We start from the raw sequence: 19,776 nt of genomic DNA, 5'->3' as shown, positions 1-19,776 counted from the left end.
ACCGTTGAACAGAGAGTAGTCCATTGAACTTTTCGAATAATTACCTAATATTCGTTAACACTATCCGAATAATTCGAACAATAAAGAGAGCCAAAGGTGGATAAACTCGACAGCATGCGGCTGTTCACCCGCGTGGTAGAACTGCGCAGTTTTACCCAGGCAGCGCAGGATCTGGATTTAAAACGTTCAACCGTCACCGACGCCATCAAACAGCTGGAGCAGCGGCTGAATGTCCGGCTGTTGCAGCGCACCACTCGCCACGTCAGCGCGACGCTGGATGGTGAAGCTTATTATCAGCGCTGTTTGCGGATTTTAGCTGACGTCGAGGAGGCCGAGATGGCTTTTGCCGGAGCACGGCCCAAGGGGATTTTGCGGGTAGACGTGCACGGCACCATGGCGCGCTACTTCGTCCTGCCGGGCCTGCCGGAGTTTCTGGCGCGCTATCCCGACATAGAAATGGTGCTGAGCGAAGGGGATCGCTTGGTGGATTTGGTACGCGAAGGCATCGACTGCGTGATCCGCGCCGGGGAGCTAAAAGACAGCGATATGGTGGCGCGATCGCTGGGGCAGCTTGAAGAGATAACCTGCGCCAGCCCTGATTATTTGCAGCGCGTCGGCACGCCAAAAACGCTGGAAGATCTTCAGGGACATCAGATGATTGGCTATCGCTCGACCGCCACCGGCGGCTTATTGCCACTGGTGTTCAACGTCGAGGGGAAAGTGCATTCTGTGACCCTACCCACCACGCTTTCGGTGACCGGCGCAGAGAGCATGAAAGAAGCGGCCAGACGCGGGCTGGGGATTATTCAGGTGCCAAAATATGGTTTAACCGAGGATTTGCAAAGCGGCGCGTTGGTGCAGATTTTGCCGCAGTTCCCCCCTGGTTCGATGCAAGTTTCCCTGCTTTACCCGCGCAACCGCCAGCTGTCGCCAAGAGTGCGGGTGTTTATTGACTGGATGGTGAAGGAGTTTGCGGCCAGGAATCAGTAAGTGTTACAGCACCATGCTGACCAGCCTGAGCTGTTCAATGTCCTGCAACGGCGGCGCGCCAAAAGAGCGGCGATACTCACGGTTAAATTGCGAAGGGCTTTCATAACCGACCTGAAAAGCCGCCGTGGCGGCGTCGAGGTCCCCCGCCAACAGTAAACGTCGCGCTTCCAGCAGGCGAATTTGCTTTTGATATTGCAGCGGACTCATGGCCGTTAGCGCCTTGAAGCGATGATGCAGGTTGGAGACGCTCATGCCCACCAGCTTGGCTAACTCCTCCATGCGCAGCGGTTTGGTGAAGTTCTGTTTAATCCATATCACCGCGTCGCTCACCCCTTTGCCCTGATAATAGGAAAGCAGGTGGTGGTAAAACGCATCGCATTTTGGGTTAGTGATCAGCCGGTAGAAGATCTCCTTTTTCACCAGTCCGCCCAATGCCTGCAGCTCCTGCGGGTTGTCGAGCATGCTAATCAGCCGTAAAAAAGCGTCCTGTAACTGCTCGTCAGAATGCGCCACGTAGGCCGCCACGCTGCTGCCTTGCCCTGTGGGCGGCGCGACTTTCATGTCGATCAGCAGGTCGGCCATTTCCGGGATATTCAGGTCAATGCGTACGCCAAGGTAAGGCTCATCCTGCGTCGCCCGCGCCACTTGCCCGGCAATCAGCATATCGATGGCGGCCAGCACGTAGCTGCCCGCACCGTAATCCGTCACTTCCTGGCCGATCAGCACGCGCTTTCCACCCTGTAACACCATGCACACCGCGGGTTCCAGCATGCCCTTCTTCATGTCGGTCGGCTCGGCGTAGCGAATGAAAGACAGCCAGGGCAGCGCGGTTTGCAGCGTCACTTCACTGGCGTCGAGACCGGCATAGCAGGCCGTTACCCGCTGACGCAGCTTGTGCAGCGTCGGCGAATCCTCGAGATGTGAACGGCTTGTTGGCGGACTCTCTGGCTGTCGATTCATTATGCGTTGCTCGTTATTAGCGGTTGGTCATCAACAATGCTCTTTGGCTCAAGATACGCCTCTAGCCCATAGGTGCCAAATTCTCGGCCCATGCCCGACTGCTTGAAGCCGCCAAACGGCGCATCGGGCACGTCGTACATACCGTTGATGAACACCCGCCCGGCGACGATTTTCGACGCCACGTAGCGCGCTTGCTCAAGGTTCTGGCCACTCACGTAGCCGTGCAGGCCATACACCGTGTCATTAGCCATGGCGATGGCCTCTTCAACGTTATTGTAGGTCAGCACTGAGATAACCGGACCAAAGATCTCTTCGCGGGCGATGGTCATTTCAGGCGTCACGTTGACGAACACCGTCGGTTTGACGAAATAGCCGCTCTCCAGCCCTTCTGGGCGCCCTTCGCCCCCGCACAGCAGCACTGCGCCTTCTGCCACGCCCTGACGAATGTAGTTTTGCACGCGCTGATACTGCTTGGCGGTGACTAATGGGCCGATGAAAACATCGCTCTTGGCCGGGTCGCCGACGGTAAGCTGACCAATGGAGCGTTTAATCTGCGCTTTCACCTCTTCAAAACGGCTCTGCGGCACCAGCAGGCGAGTCCCGGCCAGACAGGCCTGCCCGTTATTGATGGTGCCAATGGTCAACGCCAAAGGAATCGCCTTTTCCAAATCGGCATCTTGCAGAATCACGTTGGCCGACTTACCGCCCAGCTCGAGCGTGACGCGTTTCATGGTGTCCACCGCGCCGCGCGCGATGGTTTTACCCACCAGCGTCGAACCGGTAAAGGAGATTTTGGCAATGTCCGGGTGGCGAGTGATTTCTGCGCCGACCACGTCGCCACGCCCGGTGACGATATTGAAGACGCCCGGCGGCAGTCCGGCGTCGTGCAGGCATTCGGTGATGATTTGCGTCTGCGCCGCGCTCAGCTCGCTCGGCTTGATCACCACCGTGCTTCCCGCCGCCAGAGCCGTCGCCATTTTGTTGGTGATAAAGCCATAGTTGGCGTTCCACGGCGTGATCAGGCCGACGACGCCCATGGGTTCCATTACCACTTTCGCCTGCCCGACATAACGAACAAAATCATACTCCTGCAACAACTTGATGGTTTGCAGGAAAGCGCCGGAGGAGCGCGCTACCGTGCCTTTTGCCATCCAACCTGCGCCGCCGTATTCGGCGATCATCACGGCTTCCAGCTCATCGGCCCGCGCCAGCACGGCGTCATGCAATTGTTGCAAATATTGGATACGCTGGGCTTTACTGGTCTGCGAGTAGCTGACATAAGCCGCTTTGGCGGCGGCAATCGCCCGCTGGGTATCAACTTCATCCGCCAGACGCACCTGCGTGACCATCTGCTCGGTCACCGGGTTTATCAGGTCCATCACTTCGCTGCCGTGCGGGGTGACAAACTGGCCGTTGATATAAATCTGGTTGATCTGCTTTATCGTTGGGGATGACATGAATGACTCCGCTGCGGCCAAGCCGCTCAGTGAATGAACAATCATGTTAGGTGGCGAAGAGAAATCAGCGATAGACCGATACTGTGGAAGGATTGCCTAATCCTGCTGTTCGGGAGTAAGTTGAATCATCAACGATTGGAGTATGAAGAGCGATGACCACATCTAGCGTATTTCTGCATATTGGCCCTGAACAGACTGACATCACGGTTCGCACCGCCGGGCGCGAAGACCTACATTTGCCGCTAACGCTGGGTTCCGAGCTGACATCGCTGGCCTATTTTCGCCATACGCCGCCGACGCCCGCCGAGCTGGAAAATGCCATTATGGTGGTGGAAGACGAGCTGATGCGCGTACGCCACGACATCCCGTCAGGGGCGCGAGTGAGCAGCAGTGATAACGACATTCGTGCGATCGCGCGGCTGGCCGGGGTGGCGGAAAATGAACAGATGCCGCTGTCGGTGGAGGCCGTGGAGCGCACTTTTGATCGTCTGGCCTTAGTGATTAATGGCCGACCGGCCAGCTTTGAAGGCATCCCCGAGGGCAATGACTTCGCCGCCACGCTGCTGATCCTGCGCGAATTCATGCACCATTTGCAGTTCGAAGAGATTGTGGTGCAAGGCGCGAAGTTCGAGCTGTAAGTCTACAACCTGAATTTACGACAAGTCGTGCAGCTCTTTTTTCAACGCTTTGGTGAGGCTGATGTCGCTGAATTCCACTGCCAGTCCGGCACGCTGCGGCGTACAACACATCAGGCCAACGTGAATGCTTTTCGCGCCGGGGAATGGGCATAAACGCAGCAGCGGCCAGACCCGGCCATCCGTGGAGTATTGCACCCGCAGGCAGCCTTCGGTCAGGGTGACGCGCATCCAAAAATCTCGCGGATCGCCAGAAAAAATCCCCGTCGCCCAATCAGAATTCTCATTGGTCAGCACGCTCCCAATCATCGGTTGGCCGTCGTTGAACTCGATGCCCGCCTTCAGCCAGTGGCTCTCGTCGGCAGTCACCATGATGCCCGCCTGATCGTACAGCGTGGTGAAATCACTGCGCACCCGCACCTGTAGGGTGAAGTCTTCTGCCACGTCCCAGCCATAAACATGCCCGCTAAAACGGTTGAAGCCGTACCAGGTATTGCTCCAAAAATCGGTGGTGTCATCAGTCACGGCGCGCAGCACGCCATCTTGCTCCGACCACTGTTGCGGCGGGTTAATCCAGCGAGGAGTAGAATTCATGGGCTGTTCCTGGGCTAAAGAGTGAAAAGGTAAGGATAGAGGGGATGGCCGAAAAAACAAAAAAGCCCCTTTCGGGGCTTCTTTGTTTATGGACCCAAGTGCTGAAGGACCATAGTTTCTGAGTCATATTGCCGCTGAGGGCAAAGGATCAGAACGGGATATCGTCATCGAAATCCATTGGTGGTTCGTTGTTCTGGGCTGGCGCGTTGTTTTGCGCAGCTGGGCGAGCTTGCTGACCGCCGCTGAACTGGTTGCCGCCTTGTGGCTGCTGAGGCTGGCCCCAACCGCTCTGGCCGCCAGAAGCCTGACCGCCGCCTGCAGGTGCGCCGCCGCCGGCACGACCGCCAAGCATCTGCATGGTGCCGCCCACGTTAACAACCACTTCGGTGGTGTATTTTTCAACGCCAGCCTGATCGGTCCATTTACGGGTTTGCAGTGCACCCTCGATGTAAACCTGAGAGCCTTTTTTCAGGTATTCGCCTGCCACTTCAGCCAGCTTGCCGAACAACACCACGCGGTGCCATTCAGTTTTTTCTTTCTGCTCGCCGGTCGCTTTGTCGCGCCAGCTTTCAGATGTCGCCAGAGTGATATTGGCTACGGCGCCGCCGTTAGGCATGTAGCGGACTTCTGGGTCTTGACCCAAGTTACCGACGAGAATGACTTTGTTTACGCCTCTGCTGGCCATGTGGATTCTCCTGATGATGTATGTCGTGGTTGAAACCACAGTTTGAAGGTGAGGAATTCACTTTGTGCCATTATAACCATAAAACGTAGCGTCCGTACCAAGGATGTCATTCCTTGGAAGATTCATTCCAGTTTGTTTATGAAACCCTCGATCGTTACATGGGATACTGGATATACATTCAGGTTTTCTTGTGCGAGGAGATTTATTTTGTGTCATAATTGCCCGTTATGTTCTTTCTCTGTGCCCGATTCGTTGACCGCCGCGATACAGATTGAGCGACGGCCATCGGCACGGTGAGCTATCACGTTAATCCGGGAATGATGAATGGATAAGATCGAAGTTCGGGGCGCACGCACCCATAATCTCAAGAATATCAACCTGATTATCCCGCGCGACAAACTGATTGTTGTCACCGGCTTATCGGGTTCAGGCAAATCTTCACTGGCGTTTGATACTCTCTATGCGGAAGGCCAGCGTCGTTACGTTGAGTCGCTGTCAGCCTATGCTCGCCAATTTTTATCCTTAATGGAAAAACCGGACGTTGACCATATCGAAGGTCTTTCTCCGGCGATTTCGATTGAGCAGAAATCCACGTCGCACAACCCGCGTTCGACGGTCGGTACCATCACTGAAATCCACGACTACCTGCGCCTGCTGTTTGCCCGCGTGGGTGAGCCGCGCTGCCCGGACCACAATGTGCCGCTGTCAGCGCAGACCGTCAGCCAGATGGTCGACAACGTGCTGGCGCAGCCGGAAGGCCAGCGCCTGATGCTACTGGCGACCATCATCAAAGATCGTAAAGGCGAGCACACCAAGACGCTGGAAAATCTGGCGGCGCAGGGTTACATCCGCGCCCGTATTGATGGCGAAGTCTGTGATCTGTCCGATCCGCCGAAGCTGGAGTTGCAGAAAAAGCACACCATTGAAGTGGTGGTGGATCGCTTTAAAGTGCGCGAAGACATCGCCCAGCGTCTGGCGGAATCTTTCGAAACTGCGCTGGAGCTGTCCGGCGGTACCGCCGTGGTCGCCGACATGGATGACCCGAAAGCCGACGAGATGCTGTTCTCCGCTAACTTTGCTTGCCCGATTTGTGGCTACAGCATGAGCGAGCTGGAACCGCGCATGTTCTCGTTCAACAACCCGGCCGGTGCCTGCCAGACCTGTGACGGCTTAGGCGTACAGCAGTTCTTCGACCCTGAACGCGTGGTGCAAAACCCAGAGCTTTCGCTGGCGGGTGGCGCAATCCGTGGTTGGGATCGCCGCAACTTCTACTACTTCCAGATGCTGCGCTCCTTGGGCGAGCACTATAAATTCGACGTGGAAGCGCCTTATAGCGAGCTGAGCAGCGACGTAAAACACGCCATCCTGCACGGCTCCGGCAAGGACACTATCGAGTTTAAATACATTAACGATCGCGGTGACACCTCGATTCGTCGCCATCCGTTTGAAGGCGTGCTGCACAACATGGAGCGCCGTTATAAAGAGACGGAGTCCAGCGCGGTGCGCGAAGAGTTATCCAAATACATCAGCAACCGCCCATGTGCGTCCTGTAAAGGCACCCGCCTGCGCGAAGAAGCGCGCCACGTGTTTGTGCAGGAGACCACGCTGCCGCAGATTTCTGATTTCAGCATTGGTCATGCGATGGAATTCTTCCAAAACATGAAACTCAGCGGCCAGCGCGCCAAGATTGCTGAGAAAGTGTTGAAGGAGATTGGCGACCGCCTGAAATTCTTGGTCAACGTCGGGCTGAACTACCTCTCTCTCTCGCGCTCGGCAGAAACCCTGTCCGGCGGCGAGGCGCAGCGTATCCGCCTGGCTAGCCAGATTGGTGCTGGCCTGGTGGGCGTGATGTACGTGCTGGATGAGCCGTCAATCGGCCTGCATCAGCGCGATAACGAACGCCTGCTGGAAACCCTGATCCACCTGCGCGACCTCGGAAACACGGTGATTGTGGTCGAGCACGACGAAGACGCGATCCGCGCCGCAGATTATGTCATCGATATCGGTCCGGGCGCTGGCGTCCACGGCGGTGAAGTGGTGGCAGAAGGCTCGGTGGATCAAATCATGGCGGTGGAAGCCTCGCTGACCGGCCAGTTCCTCAGCGGCAAACGTGAAATCGCGCTGCCAGAGAAACGCGTCCCGGCCGACCCCACCAAAGTGCTGAAGCTGTCTGGTGCCAAAGGCAACAACCTGAAAGACGTCACCCTGACGCTGCCGGTGGGCCTGTTTACCTGTATCACCGGCGTGTCCGGCTCGGGTAAATCGACGCTGATTAACGACACCCTGTTCCCGCTGGCCCAGCGCGAGCTGAACGGCGCGACCATCGCCGAAGCGGCACCTTATCGTGAAATCGACGGTCTGGCGCACTTCGACAAAGTGATCGACATCGACCAAAGCCCAATCGGCCGAACTCCGCGCTCTAACCCGGCCACTTATACCGGCATTTTCACTCCGGTTCGCGAGCTGTTTGCCGGCGTGCCTGAGTCACGCGCGCGCGGCTACAATCCGGGGCGTTTCAGCTTTAACGTCAAGGGCGGGCGCTGCGAAGCCTGTCAGGGCGATGGCGTGATTAAGGTCGAAATGCACTTCTTGCCGGACATTTATGTGCCGTGCGACCAGTGCAAAGGCAAACGCTATAACCGCGAAACGCTGGAAATTAAGTACAAGGGCAAGAGCATTCACGAAGTGCTGGAAATGACTATCGAAGAAGCGCGTGATTTCTTCGACGCCGTTCCTGCGCTGGCGCGTAAGCTGCAAACCCTGATGGACGTCGGCCTGACTTACATCTGCCTCGGCCAGTCAGCGACCACGCTGTCCGGCGGTGAAGCCCAGCGTGTGAAACTGGCGCGTGAGCTGTCGAAACGCGGCACCGGCCAGACGCTGTATATTCTGGATGAGCCGACCACCGGTCTGCACTTTGCGGATATTCAGCAGTTGCTGGCGGTATTGCACCAGCTGCGTGACCAAGGCAACACCATCGTGGTTATCGAGCATAATCTGGACGTGATTAAAACGGCGGACTGGATTGTCGATTTAGGCCCGGAAGGCGGCAGCGGCGGCGGTGAGATTTTGGTCTCCGGCACGCCGGAAACCGTAGCGGAGTGCAAAGAGTCGCACACCGCGCGCTTCCTCAAGCCTATCCTTGAGCATCACAAGCAGAAAGCTAAGAAATCGGCCTAATGCTTCTCACCCCTTCTCCTGCTTTGGGAGAAGGGGTGATCCTCCTGCCTTCAAATCAAGTATGAATCTGCGGTAACTGCCCCAGCCTGTCACAGGCAAAATCCCAAAACGTCCTCACCTTGCGCGGCATCCTTTCCACCTTTTGCGCCACCAATTGCACCGGCATCGGCAGCGGCTCGTCGTTGGGCAACAATCTCATCATGGTCCCTGCGGCCAAATCATCCGCCACCTGATAACTCAGCAGGCGCGCAATCCCGTGCCCGGCGCGCACCGCCAGCAGCTGGGACTCCACTTCGTTAAACATCAAACGGGGCGAAAGCTTAACGCGCAGGCCATCCTCCCTCGGGCCAAAACGCCACTCCCGGCGCGGGGATTTTAAAGTGCTGAGGATGATTTGGTGCTCGGTTAACTCGGCGGGTTCACGCGGCTGGCCGTGCTTCGCCACATATTCGCGGCTCGCCACTAGCATGCGAGGCACCTCCCCCACCTTGCGTGCCACCTTGCCCGAATCCTCCAGATGCCCAATGCGAATCGCCAAATCCAGACCTTCGTCAATCAGGTCCACATTGCGGTCATTGAGCAGCATTTCGATTTGCATATCGGGATGCAGCGTGAGGAATTCCATCACCAGCGGGGCAATGTGTTTACGGCCAAACTGCACCGGCGCGGTGATGCGCAGCAGGCCGCTGAGCTGGGTTTCGGCGGTGTCGAGCAGGGCATCCTGGTAGTGCCCAATCAGCAACTGGGCCTTTTCTGCCAGCCGCGCCCCGGCCTCGGTCGGCGCGAGGCGTCGCGTGGTGCGTTCAACCAATCGCGCACCAAATCGCTGCTCAAGTGAGGCGATGGCGCGAGTGATGGCGGGAGCAGAGCGCCGCGTTTTACGCGCCGCCTCGGCCAGACTGCCGTGTTGCAGCACCGCCACGAAAATTTCCAGCTCGTCCAAACGGTCCATAGATTATTCCACTAACTGCAAGGGTATATTTCAATATTGGCGGATTCACTTTGTTTGTTGCAAGAGTAATCTGGAGTTAACCCGAACAAGGAGAATCACCATGCCCCACATTAAACTTTACGGAACCCCGCTGTCTGGTCACTGCCACCGCGTGGTGTTACTGGTCAACATGCTCAGCCTGCCGTTCGAATCCATCGATGCGCCGGCGGCGTTGCGCCAAACCGACGAATTCAAAAAGCTCAGCCCGATGGCGCAAGTTCCCGTGCTGGTCGATGGCGATGTGGTGCTGACGGACAGCAACGCCATTCTGGTCTATCTGGTGAAACGCTATGCGCCGAACAGCCACTGGCTGCCGGAAGACGCGGTCGAAGCCGCCCAGGTGCAACAGTGGCTGTCGAAAGCGGCTGGCGAGATCCGCTACGGCGTGGCGTCTGCCCGCATGGTGACGCAGTTCAAAGCGCCGGAGCACTACGACGCGGCGATTGCCGTTTCACGCAAGTTTTTGCCCCAGTTGGAAGAGCACCTGCGCCAGCATGAATTCCTGGCGACCGATAAAGCGACTATCGCGGATCTGGCCTGCTCCTGCTATGTCAAAACCGCGCCAGAGGGCGGCATTTCGCTCGTCAACTATCCGTCGATTCGTCGCTGGCTAGCCCGCATTGAAAAGCTGCCCGGCTACCAGCCACAGCCAGAGCTGGCGCTGCCTGCTGAAGTGATGTAACGGCCACATTAAGAAGAAAAGTCGGGGTGGAAAATGAGCGAATCCTTAGCCGTGAATGATGTTTTTCACCCTGATGAACGCCGGGCGCAGGCCTTGGCGCAGTTTGATATCACCAGCGCGCCAATCCGCGCCGCCATGCCAGAGCAGCACCGGACGTTTTTCGCCGGTTTGCCCTATCTGCTGGCTTCCACCATTGATGATGAAGGCTGGCCGCTGGCGACGCTCTTCACCGGCCCACCGGGCTTTGTCAGCTCGCCGGACGACACGCATCTGCGCATTAACGCCCCGCGTCGGCAGGATGACCCGGCGCTGAATGCCATGTTTTCTGGTAAAGAGATCGGTATTTTGGGCATCGACTTCTCCAACCGCCGCCGCAATCGGGCTAACGGGCGGATCGGCCGGATGGATAAAAACCGTATTGAGATCGCCGTCGATCAAAGCTTCGGCAACTGCCCGAAATACATTCAGATCCGCGAGATCTACCCCATGGACAGCGCAACGCCGCCTGCCGCCAGAGAGGATTTAGCCCAGTTAGATGATGAAGCGCGAGCGCTGATCCACCGCGCCGACACTCTGTTTGTGGCTTCTCACGCCTACAGCGAAAAAGCGCAGGGCGGCGCGGATATCTCCCATCGCGGCGGGCAGCCGGGCTTTGTGAAGATAGACGGCAATCGCCTGTGGATCCCCGACTTCGTTGGCAATAAGTTTATGAATACGCTGGGTAATCTTCTGGCGAAACCGCGCGCCGCCCTGCTGTTTCCCGACTTCGACAATGGCGATATTCTGCACTTGCAGGGCACCACGGAGATTGTCTGGCAGCCAGAAACGATTAAAGGCCCCGAAGGAGCCCAGCGTTATTGGTGTGTCGATGTCCAGCGGGCGTGGCGTTTCCGTCAGGCACTGCCTTGGCGCGGGCGTAACGTGGAGTATTCACCCGCCTCGCTCGGCACCGGGCAGTGGTAATGCGCTACGCGCCTAAACCGTGGCGCGCTGATTCAGGCAGAGAAGCTACCACCAGCTGATAGGAGCCGTCGATCAGGTAGTAAAACTGCGAGTCCGGCAAGTCGCCATCGATATAAATGGTGTTCCAGTGCGCCTTATTCAGCTTATCGCCGGGGATCACGCAGTCGTGCTTGGCCCGCAAGTCGTCGGCCAATTCGGCACTGGTTTTGAGCGAAATAGCCTGCCGCCCGTTGCATTCGCAGAACATGGCAAACATCACGTCCGCCACTTTAATTTGGTTAGCACCGCGCTGGGTATTCTGCGTGGCCTCCGCGCCCGGCTTCCCCAAACAATAATCGAGTAATTCCTCATTGGTCATTTTTCTCATTCCCCTTGCAAGGTAGCGACGATCCGGCGCTGTCCGCCGTCGATCCGGTGTTCGCCCAGCCAAATGCCTTGCCAGGTGCCCAACACCAGTTTGCCCTTCGAAACGGGCAGCATTAATGATGCACCCAATAGTGACGATTTAATGTGACCCGGCATGTCGTCTCGCCCTTCGTAATCGTGCTCATAGGGCGCGTTTTCCGGCACGCTGCGCATGAAATGCTGCTCCATGTCCACTCGCACGGTGGGATCGCAGTTTTCATTGAGGGTCAGCGAGGCTGAGGTGTGCTGGATAAACAGATGCAACAGGCCGATTTGCACTTCGTGCAGACGCTGAATATGACTGAGCACTTCGTCGGTCACTAAATGAAAACCTCGCGATTTCGCGCTAAGGGTGAAGGTCTGCTGATGCCACATAGTGTCTCCTATCAAAACGGTTGCTCGTTAAGGATAGCAGCCAATAAAAAGGGCCGACATTGCTGTCGGCCCTTAAAAACGCTTCCTGCAAAATAATTCGGATTGCAGGAGGGATGGCGAGAGTTACTGAACGGCGGCGAATGCCTCGGCAACCTGCTTCACGTTGTGGTGGTTCAGGCCCGCCATGCAAACGCGGCCGCTGGCAATCAGGTAGACGCCGAACTCTTCGCGCAGACGATCAACCTGCGCCACGCTGAAGCCGGTGTAGCTGAACATGCCGCGCTGTTGCAGCAGGTAATCAAAGTTGCGATTAGGCAGCGAGACTTTCAGACTGTTAACCAGCGTTTGGCGCATTTCCAGAATACGCGCGCGCATGTTTTCCACTTCGCTCAGCCATTGGGCCTTGAGCTGGCTGTCGTTCAGGACTTTGGCTACCACCTGCGCACCAAAGTTTGGCGGGCTGGAGTAGTTACGGCGCACGGTGGCTTTCAACTGGCCCAGGACGCGACCAGCTGATTCGGCATTTTCACACACCACGGACAGGCCGCCGACGCGCTCGCCGTACAGCGAGAAAATCTTGGAGAAGGAGTTGCTGACGAAGCAGGTCACGCCCGCCGCCGCCATTTCGCGAATGGCATAAACGTCCTCGTCGATACCCGCGCCGTAGCCCTGATAAGCGATGTCGAGGAAGGGGATCAGGTCGCGCTGTTTAGCAATTTCAATCACTTGGTCCCACTGCGCTGGCGTTAGATCAGAACCCGTTGGGTTGTGGCAGCACGGGTGCAGCAGAACGATGCTCTGCGCAGGCAGGGTTTTCAGCGTCTCGAGCATACCGGCGAAGTCGACGCCGAGGCTTTTTGGATCAAAGTACGGGTAAGTGTGAACCTTGAAACCCGCGCCGCTAAAGATAGCCACGTGGTTATCCCAGGTTGGGTCGCTCACCCAGACTTCTGAATTCGGGAAGTAGGTTTTCAGAAAATCTGCGCCGACTTTCAGCGCGCCCGAGCCGCCAACGGTCTGAATGGTCGCAATGCGCCCCTCTTTCAGCACCGGGTGTTCAGCACCAAATAACAGCGTCTGAATCGCGCTGCGGTAGGCCGGCAAGCCGTCCATCGGCAGGTAAACTGACGCCGCCTGAGGCTGGGCGTTCAGCCATTCTTCCGCCGCCGCGACGGAAGGCAGTTGAGGAATAATACCTTGCTCGTCGTAATACAAACCGATGCTCAGGTTAACCTTCTTCTCTCTTGGATCATTTTTGAAACTGTCCATCAACGACAGGATCGGATCACCCGCATAGGCATCGACATGTTGGAACACGGTATACATCTCCTCGGTGGTTTATTTTCAAATGATCGCGTCGCTCGGATCTCTTGCCCACGCCGCTCAGTCGCGTCGGCGGGGGGATCCGGGGTCAATCATTGGACTCGCTTGCTTCACAGACTAACAAAGTTCGTTAAAAAAAATGACTACTATATGGTGTCAATTTACGAACATTATTCGTGCGTCAAATCTGCGTGAAAGCTGCTGTTCGCGGAACTTTTCCATCACGAAATCCACAAAAACTCGGGTCTTTGCGGGCAGCATTTTATGCGTGGGAAAATAGAGCGAAAGCGTACCGTTTTCGGCATACCAATTCGGCAATACGCGAACCAGCCGACCACTCTCCAGATAGGGCAATAAATTGGGAAGGCTCGCCACCGCGATGCCCAATCCCATCACTGCCGCCTGGCAGCAAGCTTCTGGCTCGTTGAAGGTCATACGCTCGGGCAACGAAATGGCCGCCTGCCGGTCCTGGCTGTCGCGCAGGATAAAATTACGCACACGCCCGGTCTGTGGAGAGCGAATGCGGATCCCCTCGCCAAAGGCTAAATCTTCGGGTTCGACAAAAGGCGGCTTGCTGGCGAGATAGGCGGGCGACGCCGCCAAAACGGTGTGCGCTGGCGCAAGTTCGCGGGCCACAATCCCTTGCGGCAGCTCAAATCCGCCGCCGATAGCTGCGTCGAATCGCTCGCCAATCAGGTCGATTTTGCGATTATCAAATTCCCAATCGGGGCGAATAAGAGGATAGCGGCCCAAAAACTCGTCCAGCAAAGGCAGCAAATAGTGAATACCAAAGTGGGTGCCGACGCTCACCTTGAGCGGCCCTGACGGATGCTGCGCGCTGCTGTCCAGACTGTTCATCGCCATCTGAATCGACGCCAAACCACCGCGAACCTCGAGTAAAAAGCGCTCGCCCGCTTCGGTTAGCGTAAGTTTGCGCGTGCTGCGCTGGAAGAGCCGCACCCCAAGCTGGGCTTCCAGCGTAGTGACGTTTTTGCCTACCGCCGCCGAGGTCAATGCCAGACGCCGCCCGGCAGCCGAAAAACTGCCCGTATCGGCACTCTCTACAAAGCATTCCAGATGATTAATCATACTCTTAGGCCCATTTCAAACTTTTGGTTTGAAATGATTATAGCGATTACTGGCTATTCCTATCCTAATTTCGGGTCAATACTTGTCTCCATCAACACCTCTTCCTAATGATTTGGAGACATACCATGACTACCACAACACCTTCTTCTTCACTGGCTGGCAAAGTCGCTTTCGTCCAAGGCGGCGCGCGGGGTATCGGCGCGGCTATCGTTCGTCGCTTAGCTCAGGAAGGCGCAAGCGTGGCCTTTACCTACGTTTCTTCGGCGGAGAAAGCCAACGCGCTGGCGGCAGAGATTGAAAAAATCGGCGTTAAAGCCTTAGCCATTCAGGCCGACAGCGCAAATGAGCAGGCCGTTCGTCTGGCCATCACGCAGGCCGCCAAGCATTTCGGCCATGTCGATATTCTGGTCAACAACGCCGGGGTTTTGGCCGTCGCGCCGCTCGACGAATTCAGCATGGAAGACTTCGATCGCACGCTTGCCATCAATGTACGCAGCGTGTTTGTTGCCAGTCAGGAAGCGGCGCGCCACATGCCGGAAGGTGGGCGCATTATCAATATCGGCAGCACCAACGCTGATCGCATGCCCTTCGCCGGTGGCGCGGTGTACGCCATGAGTAAATCAGCCATAGTTGGCCTTACCAAAGGATTGGCGCGAGATTTAGGGCCACGGGGGATCACGGTGAATAACGTTCAGCCCGGCCCGGTTGATACCGATATGAATCCGGCACAAGGCGCGATGGCAGAAGAGTTAACGAAGCTGATTGCGGTAAACCGTTATGGCAAAGACAGCGAAATTGCTGCCTTTGTGGCTTTCCTCTCTGGCCCCGAGGCGGGTTATATCAGCGGAGCCAGCCTGACTATCGACGGTGGTTTTGGCGCCTAATAGCACTCAGGCGTCATTACCGACATAAACGCGGGCAGTGCGGGCGGTCAACTGAGTGACCAGCTCGTACTGGCTGATGCCGGTCGCGGCGGCGATCCGTTCGACCGGCAGCCCTTCTCCCCAGAAAATCACTTCATCCCCCACCCGGTCGGTGGCATCCGGGCCGAGATCGACGGAAATCATATCCATCGAAACGCGTCCGACGATTGGCACAATGCGGCCATTGACCAGCACCGGCGTGCCGCTCGGCGCGCTTCTTGGATAACCGTCGCCATAGCCCATCGCCACCACGCCAAGGCGCGTATCTCGCGTGCTGCGCCAAACGCCGCCATAGCCCACAGGTTCACCCGCCGCGTGATCGCGCACGGCGATCAGGCTGGAGGTCAGGGTCATCGCGGGTTTTAAGCCAAAATGGGCGGCATCGGCGAAGCTCATCGGCGAAACGCCGTAGAGGATCAGGCCAGCGCGCACTAAGTCGTGATGGGCTTCGGGCCAGTGGAGAATTCCGCTCGAGGCGGCGAGAGATTTCAGCCCCGGCTTGTCCTGAGTGAACTGCTGGAAGCAGCGAATCTGGTCAGGCGTGGCTTCAACATCGGGTTCGTCTGCACGGGCGAAGTGGCTCATAATACTAACCGGCTGGCGAACATTCGGACAGGCGCTGAGGCGCTGATAAAACGCCTCGGCTTCGGCGGGGTGAACCCCCAAACGATGCATACCGGTGTCGAGTTTCATCCACACCGTGAGCGGCTTGTCGAGCGTAGCCTGCTCCAGAGCCTGTAACTGTTCACGGCTGTGAACCGCGGTTTCCAACCCCCGCGCCGCCACCAAAGGCAGCTCTTCGGCGCTAAAAAACCCTTCTAGCAGCAAAATAGGCTTAATAATACCGCCAGCCCGCAGAGTTAATGCTTCGCTCAGGCGAGCCACGCCGTAGCAATCTGCATCCTGCAAAGCCTGCGCGGCTTCCAGCAAACCGTGTCCGTAGGCGTTAGCCTTCACCACCGCCACCACACGACTTTGCGGCGCCATATGCCGCACCCGTTGCAGATTATGTCGCAGAGCGCGGCAATCAATGACAGCCGTAGCCGCTTTCATCTTGATTCCTTTATAAATTCTTAATTTAAAAATGACACCCCTAGCTTCATAGGGAATTAACACGAAAGCTAAGGGGCGTTATTGGCGCAGTCAGTTTGCGTTCGGCCAGCGCGGAAAAACCGGAGTGTACACGTAGTACACGAGGATTTTGAGCACTGCCCGGACGCAAAATGGCAAGCAAAATAGCCCCGCACACTAGTCCTCGTCGTATTGAGGACCACCATAGTTATCAAACCGCGAAAACTGCCCATTAAAGGTCAATCGAACCGTACCGATTGGGCCGTTACGCTGCTTACCGAGGATGATCTGGGCGATGCCTTTCTCTTCACTATTATCGTGATAAACCTCGTCACGATAGATGAACATGATCAAGTCGGCATCCTGCTCGATGGAGCCGGATTCACGCAAGTCGGAGTTAACCGGGCGTTTATCCGCGCGCTGCTCCAGACTGCGGTTCAGCTGCGACAGCGCCACTACTGGCACTTGCAGCTCTTTAGCTAAGGCTTTGAGCGACCGGGAGATTTCGGCGATTTCCAAGGTACGGTTGTCGGACAGCGAAGGAACGCGCATCAGCTGTAAGTAGTCGATCATGATCAGGCTCAGGCCGCCGTGTTCGCGGAAAATACGCCGCGCGCGGGAGCGCACTTCGGTTGGCGTCAGGCCAGAGGAGTCATCTATGTACATATTGCGTTTTTCCAGCAGGATACCCATGGTGCTGGAGATGCGTGCCCAATCCTCGTCGTCAAGCTGGCCGGTACGGATTTTGGTTTGGTCGACGCGAGAAAGCGACGCCAGCATACGCATCATAATCTGGTCGCCGGGCATCTCCAGACTGAAGATAAGCACCGGTTTTTCCTGCATCATTGCGGCGTTTTCGGCGAGGTTCATCGCAAAGGTGGTTTTACCCATCGAAGGACGCGCCGCCACGATAATCAAATCTGATTTCTGCAAACCGGCAGTTTTCTTATCCAAATCGGCATAGCCGGTGGACACCCCAGTGACGCCGTCGTGCGGGCGCTGGAAGAGTTCTTCGATGCGCGACACCGTGCTTTCCAAAATGCGGTCAATGCTTTTCGGGCCTTCGTCTTTGTTGGCGCGGCTTTCGGCAATTTGGAATACGCGAGATTCCGCCAGATCCAGCAGGTCTTCACTACTGCGGCCCTGCGGGTCATAACCGGCGTCGGCAATTTCATTGGCGACCGAAATCATTTCGCGAACAACTGCACGTTCGCGCACAATATCGGCATAAGCGCCGATGTTGGCCGCACTTGGGGTGTTTTTCGACAGCTCGGCTAAATAGGCAAAGCCGCCCACTGAGTCTAAATCGCCTTTTTGCTCCAGCGATTCAGACAGGGTTATTAAGTCGATAGGCTTGCTCATTTCCAGCAAGCGCTGCATTTCGGTAAAAATCAGGCGATGCGGGCGGCTGAAGAAGTCATTGCTGACCACGCGTTCCGCCACGTTGTCCCAGCGCTCGTTATCCAGCATTAGCCCGCCCAGAACGGATTGTTCAGCTTCCAGCGAGTGCGGAGGAAGCTTCAATCCTTCCATCTGACGATCGCGGTTTTCGTTCTGTTGATTGGTCGGTTTTTTTGCTGCCATGTGTGGGAAATTCCTGCGGTAAGCGCCTGTTTTGTGAGCATCGACTTCCCAGTAATTTAGGAAGTTTTTTCGCTGCTTAGTATAGGTTGTGCTGTCTCATTTCAAAAGGGTATTAACCCGCTGTGCCTAAAATCTGGATTGTCGCAAACATTTAGCCTAGGGTTGAAAACAGACCCTAACACGAGATTAAAACATGGCTAAGCGCATTCAATTTGCCGCAACAGGCGGCCCCGATGTTCTGCAATATGTCGATTTCCAACCACAAGACCCGGCCGCGGGCGAAGTACAGGTCGAGAATAAAGCGATAGGCATCAACTACATTGATACCTATATTCGCGGTGGCTTGTACCCTGCCCCCTTGCCTTCCGGGCTGGGCACGGAAGCCGCTGGCGTGGTGAGCAAAGTTGGCAGCAATGTGACGGGCATTAAGGTCGGTGACCGTGTGGTGTACGCGCAGGCTCCTTTGGGTGCCTACAGCGAAGTGCATAACGTTTCGCAAGAAAAAATCGCCCTGCTGCCCGATGCTATTAGTTTTGAAGTGGCCGCCGCGTCGTTCCTCAAAGGTTTGACCGTCCACTATTTGCTGCGCCAAACCCATAAAATTCAGGCCGGTGAAACCTTCCTGTTCCACGCTGCCGCCGGTGGTGTGGGCCTGATCGCCTGCCAGTGGGCGAAAGCGCTGGGTGCGAACCTGATTGGTACCGTCGGCTCAGAAGAGAAAGCCCAACGGGCGAAAGAAGCCGGGGCATGGGCGACGATTAACTACCAGACGGAAGACATTGTTGCCCGTGTTAAAGCGCTGACCAATAACGAAAAAGTCGGCGTGGTTTATGACTCGGTGGGTAAAGATACCTTTGAGCGCTCCCTCGATAGCCTGAAACCGCGCGGCCTGCTGGTCAGCTTCGGTAATGCTTCCGGCCCGGTGTCAGGGGTCAATTTAGGGATTCTGTCGCAGAAAGGCTCGCTGTTCGTCACTCGTCCGAGCCTCGGCAGTTACATCACCAACCGCGAAGAGCTGAAAACCGCCAGCGACGAGCTGTTCTCGCTGATTGCCAGCGGCGCTATCAAAGTGGATGTCAGCGAGGCGCAAAAATTCCCGCTGTCCGAAGCGAAGCGTGCCCATGAAACGCTGGAAAGCCGCGCGACGCAAGGCTCTAGCCTGCTGATCCCCGGCAAATGATCTGCTATTACTGAAATGCAAAAGGGCTTCCGTGTGGAAGCCCTTTTACTGTCTTGCTCAGACGACTGCTGATAAAGACGGGTACTGCTTGTAGGGGTACTGCAAGGTAAATCCGCGGACGATGAGGCTTAAGCCTCTATTTTATATCTCACGGATTTGATGAATTTCGTTCGAGCTGACATTCGCAGCGCGAGAAATGCATCCTAGCAGCCCTTAATGTTAAAAAGTATGGTTAATAAAAAATCTGCGGACTTAAAAGTGTAAGCTGTGATCGATGCCACATAAGTAAAAGTTATCTCGACAAATGTTGCAGTCAATCCGAGCAGGTTAAAGCTCAGATAGCTGATAATTCGAATAATTCATCATCTTCTACAGGTTATGGCAGGCGGCGCGAACGGTAGCGCGGCGTGTCGGGCTTCTTAAAGGCGCGATAGACCCACACCACGGCAACGGCCAGCAGCAGCCACGGCAACATTTTTATAACAATAGCCACAAAGCCTCCCAGCATCATCACCGCAAAGGCCACCACCAGCGCAGCAATCATGCCCAGCAGCGAAATACCGGTCAGCATCAACATAAAGAAAAAGCCAAGCACAAAGAGAATTTCCAACATCGCATGCTCCTTAATAAACAGCGAAAACACGGAACAGCCTGACGAATGTCATCTGACTCTCCTAGCTAATACAAGA

General features: G+C 56.3%; 19 protein-coding genes. 7 read left to right on the top strand and 12 right to left on the bottom strand.

Annotated elements, in window-relative coordinates:
• Nucleotides 1-96: 96 nt before the first annotated feature.
• Complete coding sequence (locus ACT3RT_RS16380; RefSeq protein WP_353503492.1) at nt 97-990, top strand: LysR family transcriptional regulator; 894 nt, start codon at nt 97-99, stop codon at nt 988-990.
• A 3-nt stretch (nt 991-993) separates the two neighbouring features.
• On the opposite strand, the gene ACT3RT_RS16375 is transcribed toward ACT3RT_RS16380, so the two are convergent.
• Both ACT3RT_RS16375 and ACT3RT_RS16370 read right to left on the bottom strand, forming a co-directional pair.
• Complete coding sequence (locus ACT3RT_RS16375; protein WP_496203341.1) at nt 994-1,950, bottom strand: AraC family transcriptional regulator; 957 nt, start codon at nt 1,948-1,950, stop codon at nt 994-996.
• A complete protein-coding gene (locus ACT3RT_RS16370) occupies nt 1,950-3,407 on the bottom strand; it encodes an aldehyde dehydrogenase family protein (RefSeq protein ID WP_496203340.1) in 1,458 nt (485 codons plus the stop codon). Before ACT3RT_RS16370 ends, ACT3RT_RS16375 begins: the two co-directional genes overlap by 1 nt.
• Before the next feature lie 152 nt (nt 3,408-3,559).
• On the opposite strand from ACT3RT_RS16370, the gene ACT3RT_RS16365 reads away from it, so the two are divergent.
• On the top strand, nt 3,560-4,045 hold the full coding sequence (locus ACT3RT_RS16365; protein ID WP_353503495.1) for a hypothetical protein: 486 nt from the start codon (nt 3,560-3,562) through the stop codon (nt 4,043-4,045).
• A 15-nt stretch (nt 4,046-4,060) separates the two neighbouring features.
• Here ACT3RT_RS16365 and ACT3RT_RS16360 read toward each other — a convergent pair whose 3' ends face one another.
• Nucleotides 4,061-4,636 carry a DUF1349 domain-containing protein gene (locus tag ACT3RT_RS16360; protein ID WP_353503496.1) on the bottom strand — a complete coding sequence of 192 codons (576 nt, stop codon included), beginning with the start codon at nt 4,634-4,636 and terminating at the stop codon, nt 4,061-4,063.
• A gap of 148 nt (nt 4,637-4,784) precedes the next feature.
• Complete coding sequence (gene ssb1 / locus ACT3RT_RS16355; RefSeq protein WP_353503498.1) at nt 4,785-5,321, bottom strand: single-stranded DNA-binding protein SSB1; 537 nt, start codon at nt 5,319-5,321, stop codon at nt 4,785-4,787.
• Between the two features lie 324 nt (nt 5,322-5,645).
• Between ssb1 and uvrA the strand changes: the two genes are divergently transcribed.
• On the top strand, nt 5,646-8,501 hold the full coding sequence (uvrA, locus tag ACT3RT_RS16350; protein WP_353503499.1) for an excinuclease ABC subunit UvrA: 2,856 nt from the start codon (nt 5,646-5,648) through the stop codon (nt 8,499-8,501).
• A 55-nt stretch (nt 8,502-8,556) separates the two neighbouring features.
• Here the strand turns inward: uvrA and ACT3RT_RS16345 are convergent, their stop codons facing one another.
• Nucleotides 8,557-9,453 carry a LysR family transcriptional regulator gene (locus tag ACT3RT_RS16345; protein ID WP_496203339.1) on the bottom strand — a complete coding sequence of 299 codons (897 nt, stop codon included), beginning with the start codon at nt 9,451-9,453 and terminating at the stop codon, nt 8,557-8,559.
• A 100-nt stretch (nt 9,454-9,553) separates the two neighbouring features.
• On the opposite strand from ACT3RT_RS16345, the gene ACT3RT_RS16340 reads away from it, so the two are divergent.
• A complete protein-coding gene (locus ACT3RT_RS16340) occupies nt 9,554-10,174 on the top strand; it encodes a glutathione S-transferase family protein (protein ID WP_496203338.1) in 621 nt (206 codons plus the stop codon).
• 33 nt (nt 10,175-10,207) lie between these two features.
• Nucleotides 10,208-11,137, top strand: a complete 930-nt coding sequence (locus ACT3RT_RS16335; protein WP_496203337.1) for a pyridoxamine 5'-phosphate oxidase family protein — start codon at nt 10,208-10,210, stop codon at nt 11,135-11,137.
• Nucleotides 11,138-11,141: 4 nt separating this feature from the next.
• Here ACT3RT_RS16335 and ACT3RT_RS16330 read toward each other — a convergent pair whose 3' ends face one another.
• The 4 genes from ACT3RT_RS16330 to ACT3RT_RS16315 form a co-directional block, all read right to left on the bottom strand.
• The gene (locus ACT3RT_RS16330) at nt 11,142-11,495 is read right to left on the bottom strand and encodes an MmcQ/YjbR family DNA-binding protein (protein ID WP_396131263.1); all 354 of its coding nucleotides are present in this window, start codon (nt 11,493-11,495) and stop codon (nt 11,142-11,144) included.
• A 5-nt stretch (nt 11,496-11,500) separates the two neighbouring features.
• Entirely contained in the window at nt 11,501-11,917 is a 417-nt protein-coding gene (locus ACT3RT_RS16325) for a secondary thiamine-phosphate synthase enzyme YjbQ (RefSeq protein WP_353503504.1), read from the bottom strand.
• A 123-nt stretch (nt 11,918-12,040) separates the two neighbouring features.
• Nucleotides 12,041-13,234 carry an amino acid aminotransferase gene (locus ACT3RT_RS16320; RefSeq protein WP_496203336.1) on the bottom strand — a complete coding sequence of 398 codons (1,194 nt, stop codon included), beginning with the start codon at nt 13,232-13,234 and terminating at the stop codon, nt 12,041-12,043.
• A gap of 162 nt (nt 13,235-13,396) precedes the next feature.
• Entirely contained in the window at nt 13,397-14,329 is a 933-nt protein-coding gene (locus ACT3RT_RS16315) for a LysR family transcriptional regulator (protein WP_485902300.1), read from the bottom strand.
• 125 nt (nt 14,330-14,454) lie between these two features.
• Here ACT3RT_RS16315 and ACT3RT_RS16310 point away from each other — a divergent pair, with 125 nt between their 5' ends.
• On the top strand, nt 14,455-15,213 hold the full coding sequence (locus ACT3RT_RS16310; protein WP_485902298.1) for a 3-oxoacyl-ACP reductase family protein: 759 nt from the start codon (nt 14,455-14,457) through the stop codon (nt 15,211-15,213).
• Nucleotides 15,214-15,219: 6 nt separating this feature from the next.
• Here the strand turns inward: ACT3RT_RS16310 and alr are convergent, their stop codons facing one another.
• Nucleotides 15,220-16,305: an alanine racemase gene (gene alr, locus ACT3RT_RS16305; protein ID WP_496203335.1), complete on the bottom strand. Its 1,086-nt coding sequence runs from the start codon at nt 16,303-16,305 to the stop codon at nt 15,220-15,222.
• Between the two features lie 195 nt (nt 16,306-16,500).
• Nucleotides 16,501-17,907, bottom strand: a complete 1,407-nt coding sequence (gene dnaB / locus ACT3RT_RS16300; protein WP_353503509.1) for a replicative DNA helicase — start codon at nt 17,905-17,907, stop codon at nt 16,501-16,503.
• A gap of 193 nt (nt 17,908-18,100) precedes the next feature.
• Here dnaB and ACT3RT_RS16295 point away from each other — a divergent pair, with 193 nt between their 5' ends.
• A complete protein-coding gene (locus ACT3RT_RS16295; protein WP_396131258.1) occupies nt 18,101-19,087 on the top strand; it encodes a quinone oxidoreductase in 987 nt (328 codons plus the stop codon).
• A gap of 376 nt (nt 19,088-19,463) precedes the next feature.
• Here the strand turns inward: ACT3RT_RS16295 and pspG are convergent, their stop codons facing one another.
• Complete coding sequence (gene pspG / locus ACT3RT_RS16290; protein ID WP_034793444.1) at nt 19,464-19,700, bottom strand: envelope stress response protein PspG; 237 nt, start codon at nt 19,698-19,700, stop codon at nt 19,464-19,466.
• Nucleotides 19,701-19,776 lie beyond the last annotated feature (76 nt).

The sequence above is a fragment of the Ewingella sp. AOP9-I1-14 genome (genome assembly GCF_052375995.1).
Lineage (GTDB): Bacteria > Pseudomonadota > Gammaproteobacteria > Enterobacterales > Enterobacteriaceae > Ewingella > Ewingella allii.
This window is presented reverse-complemented; position numbering and strand designations above follow the sequence as displayed.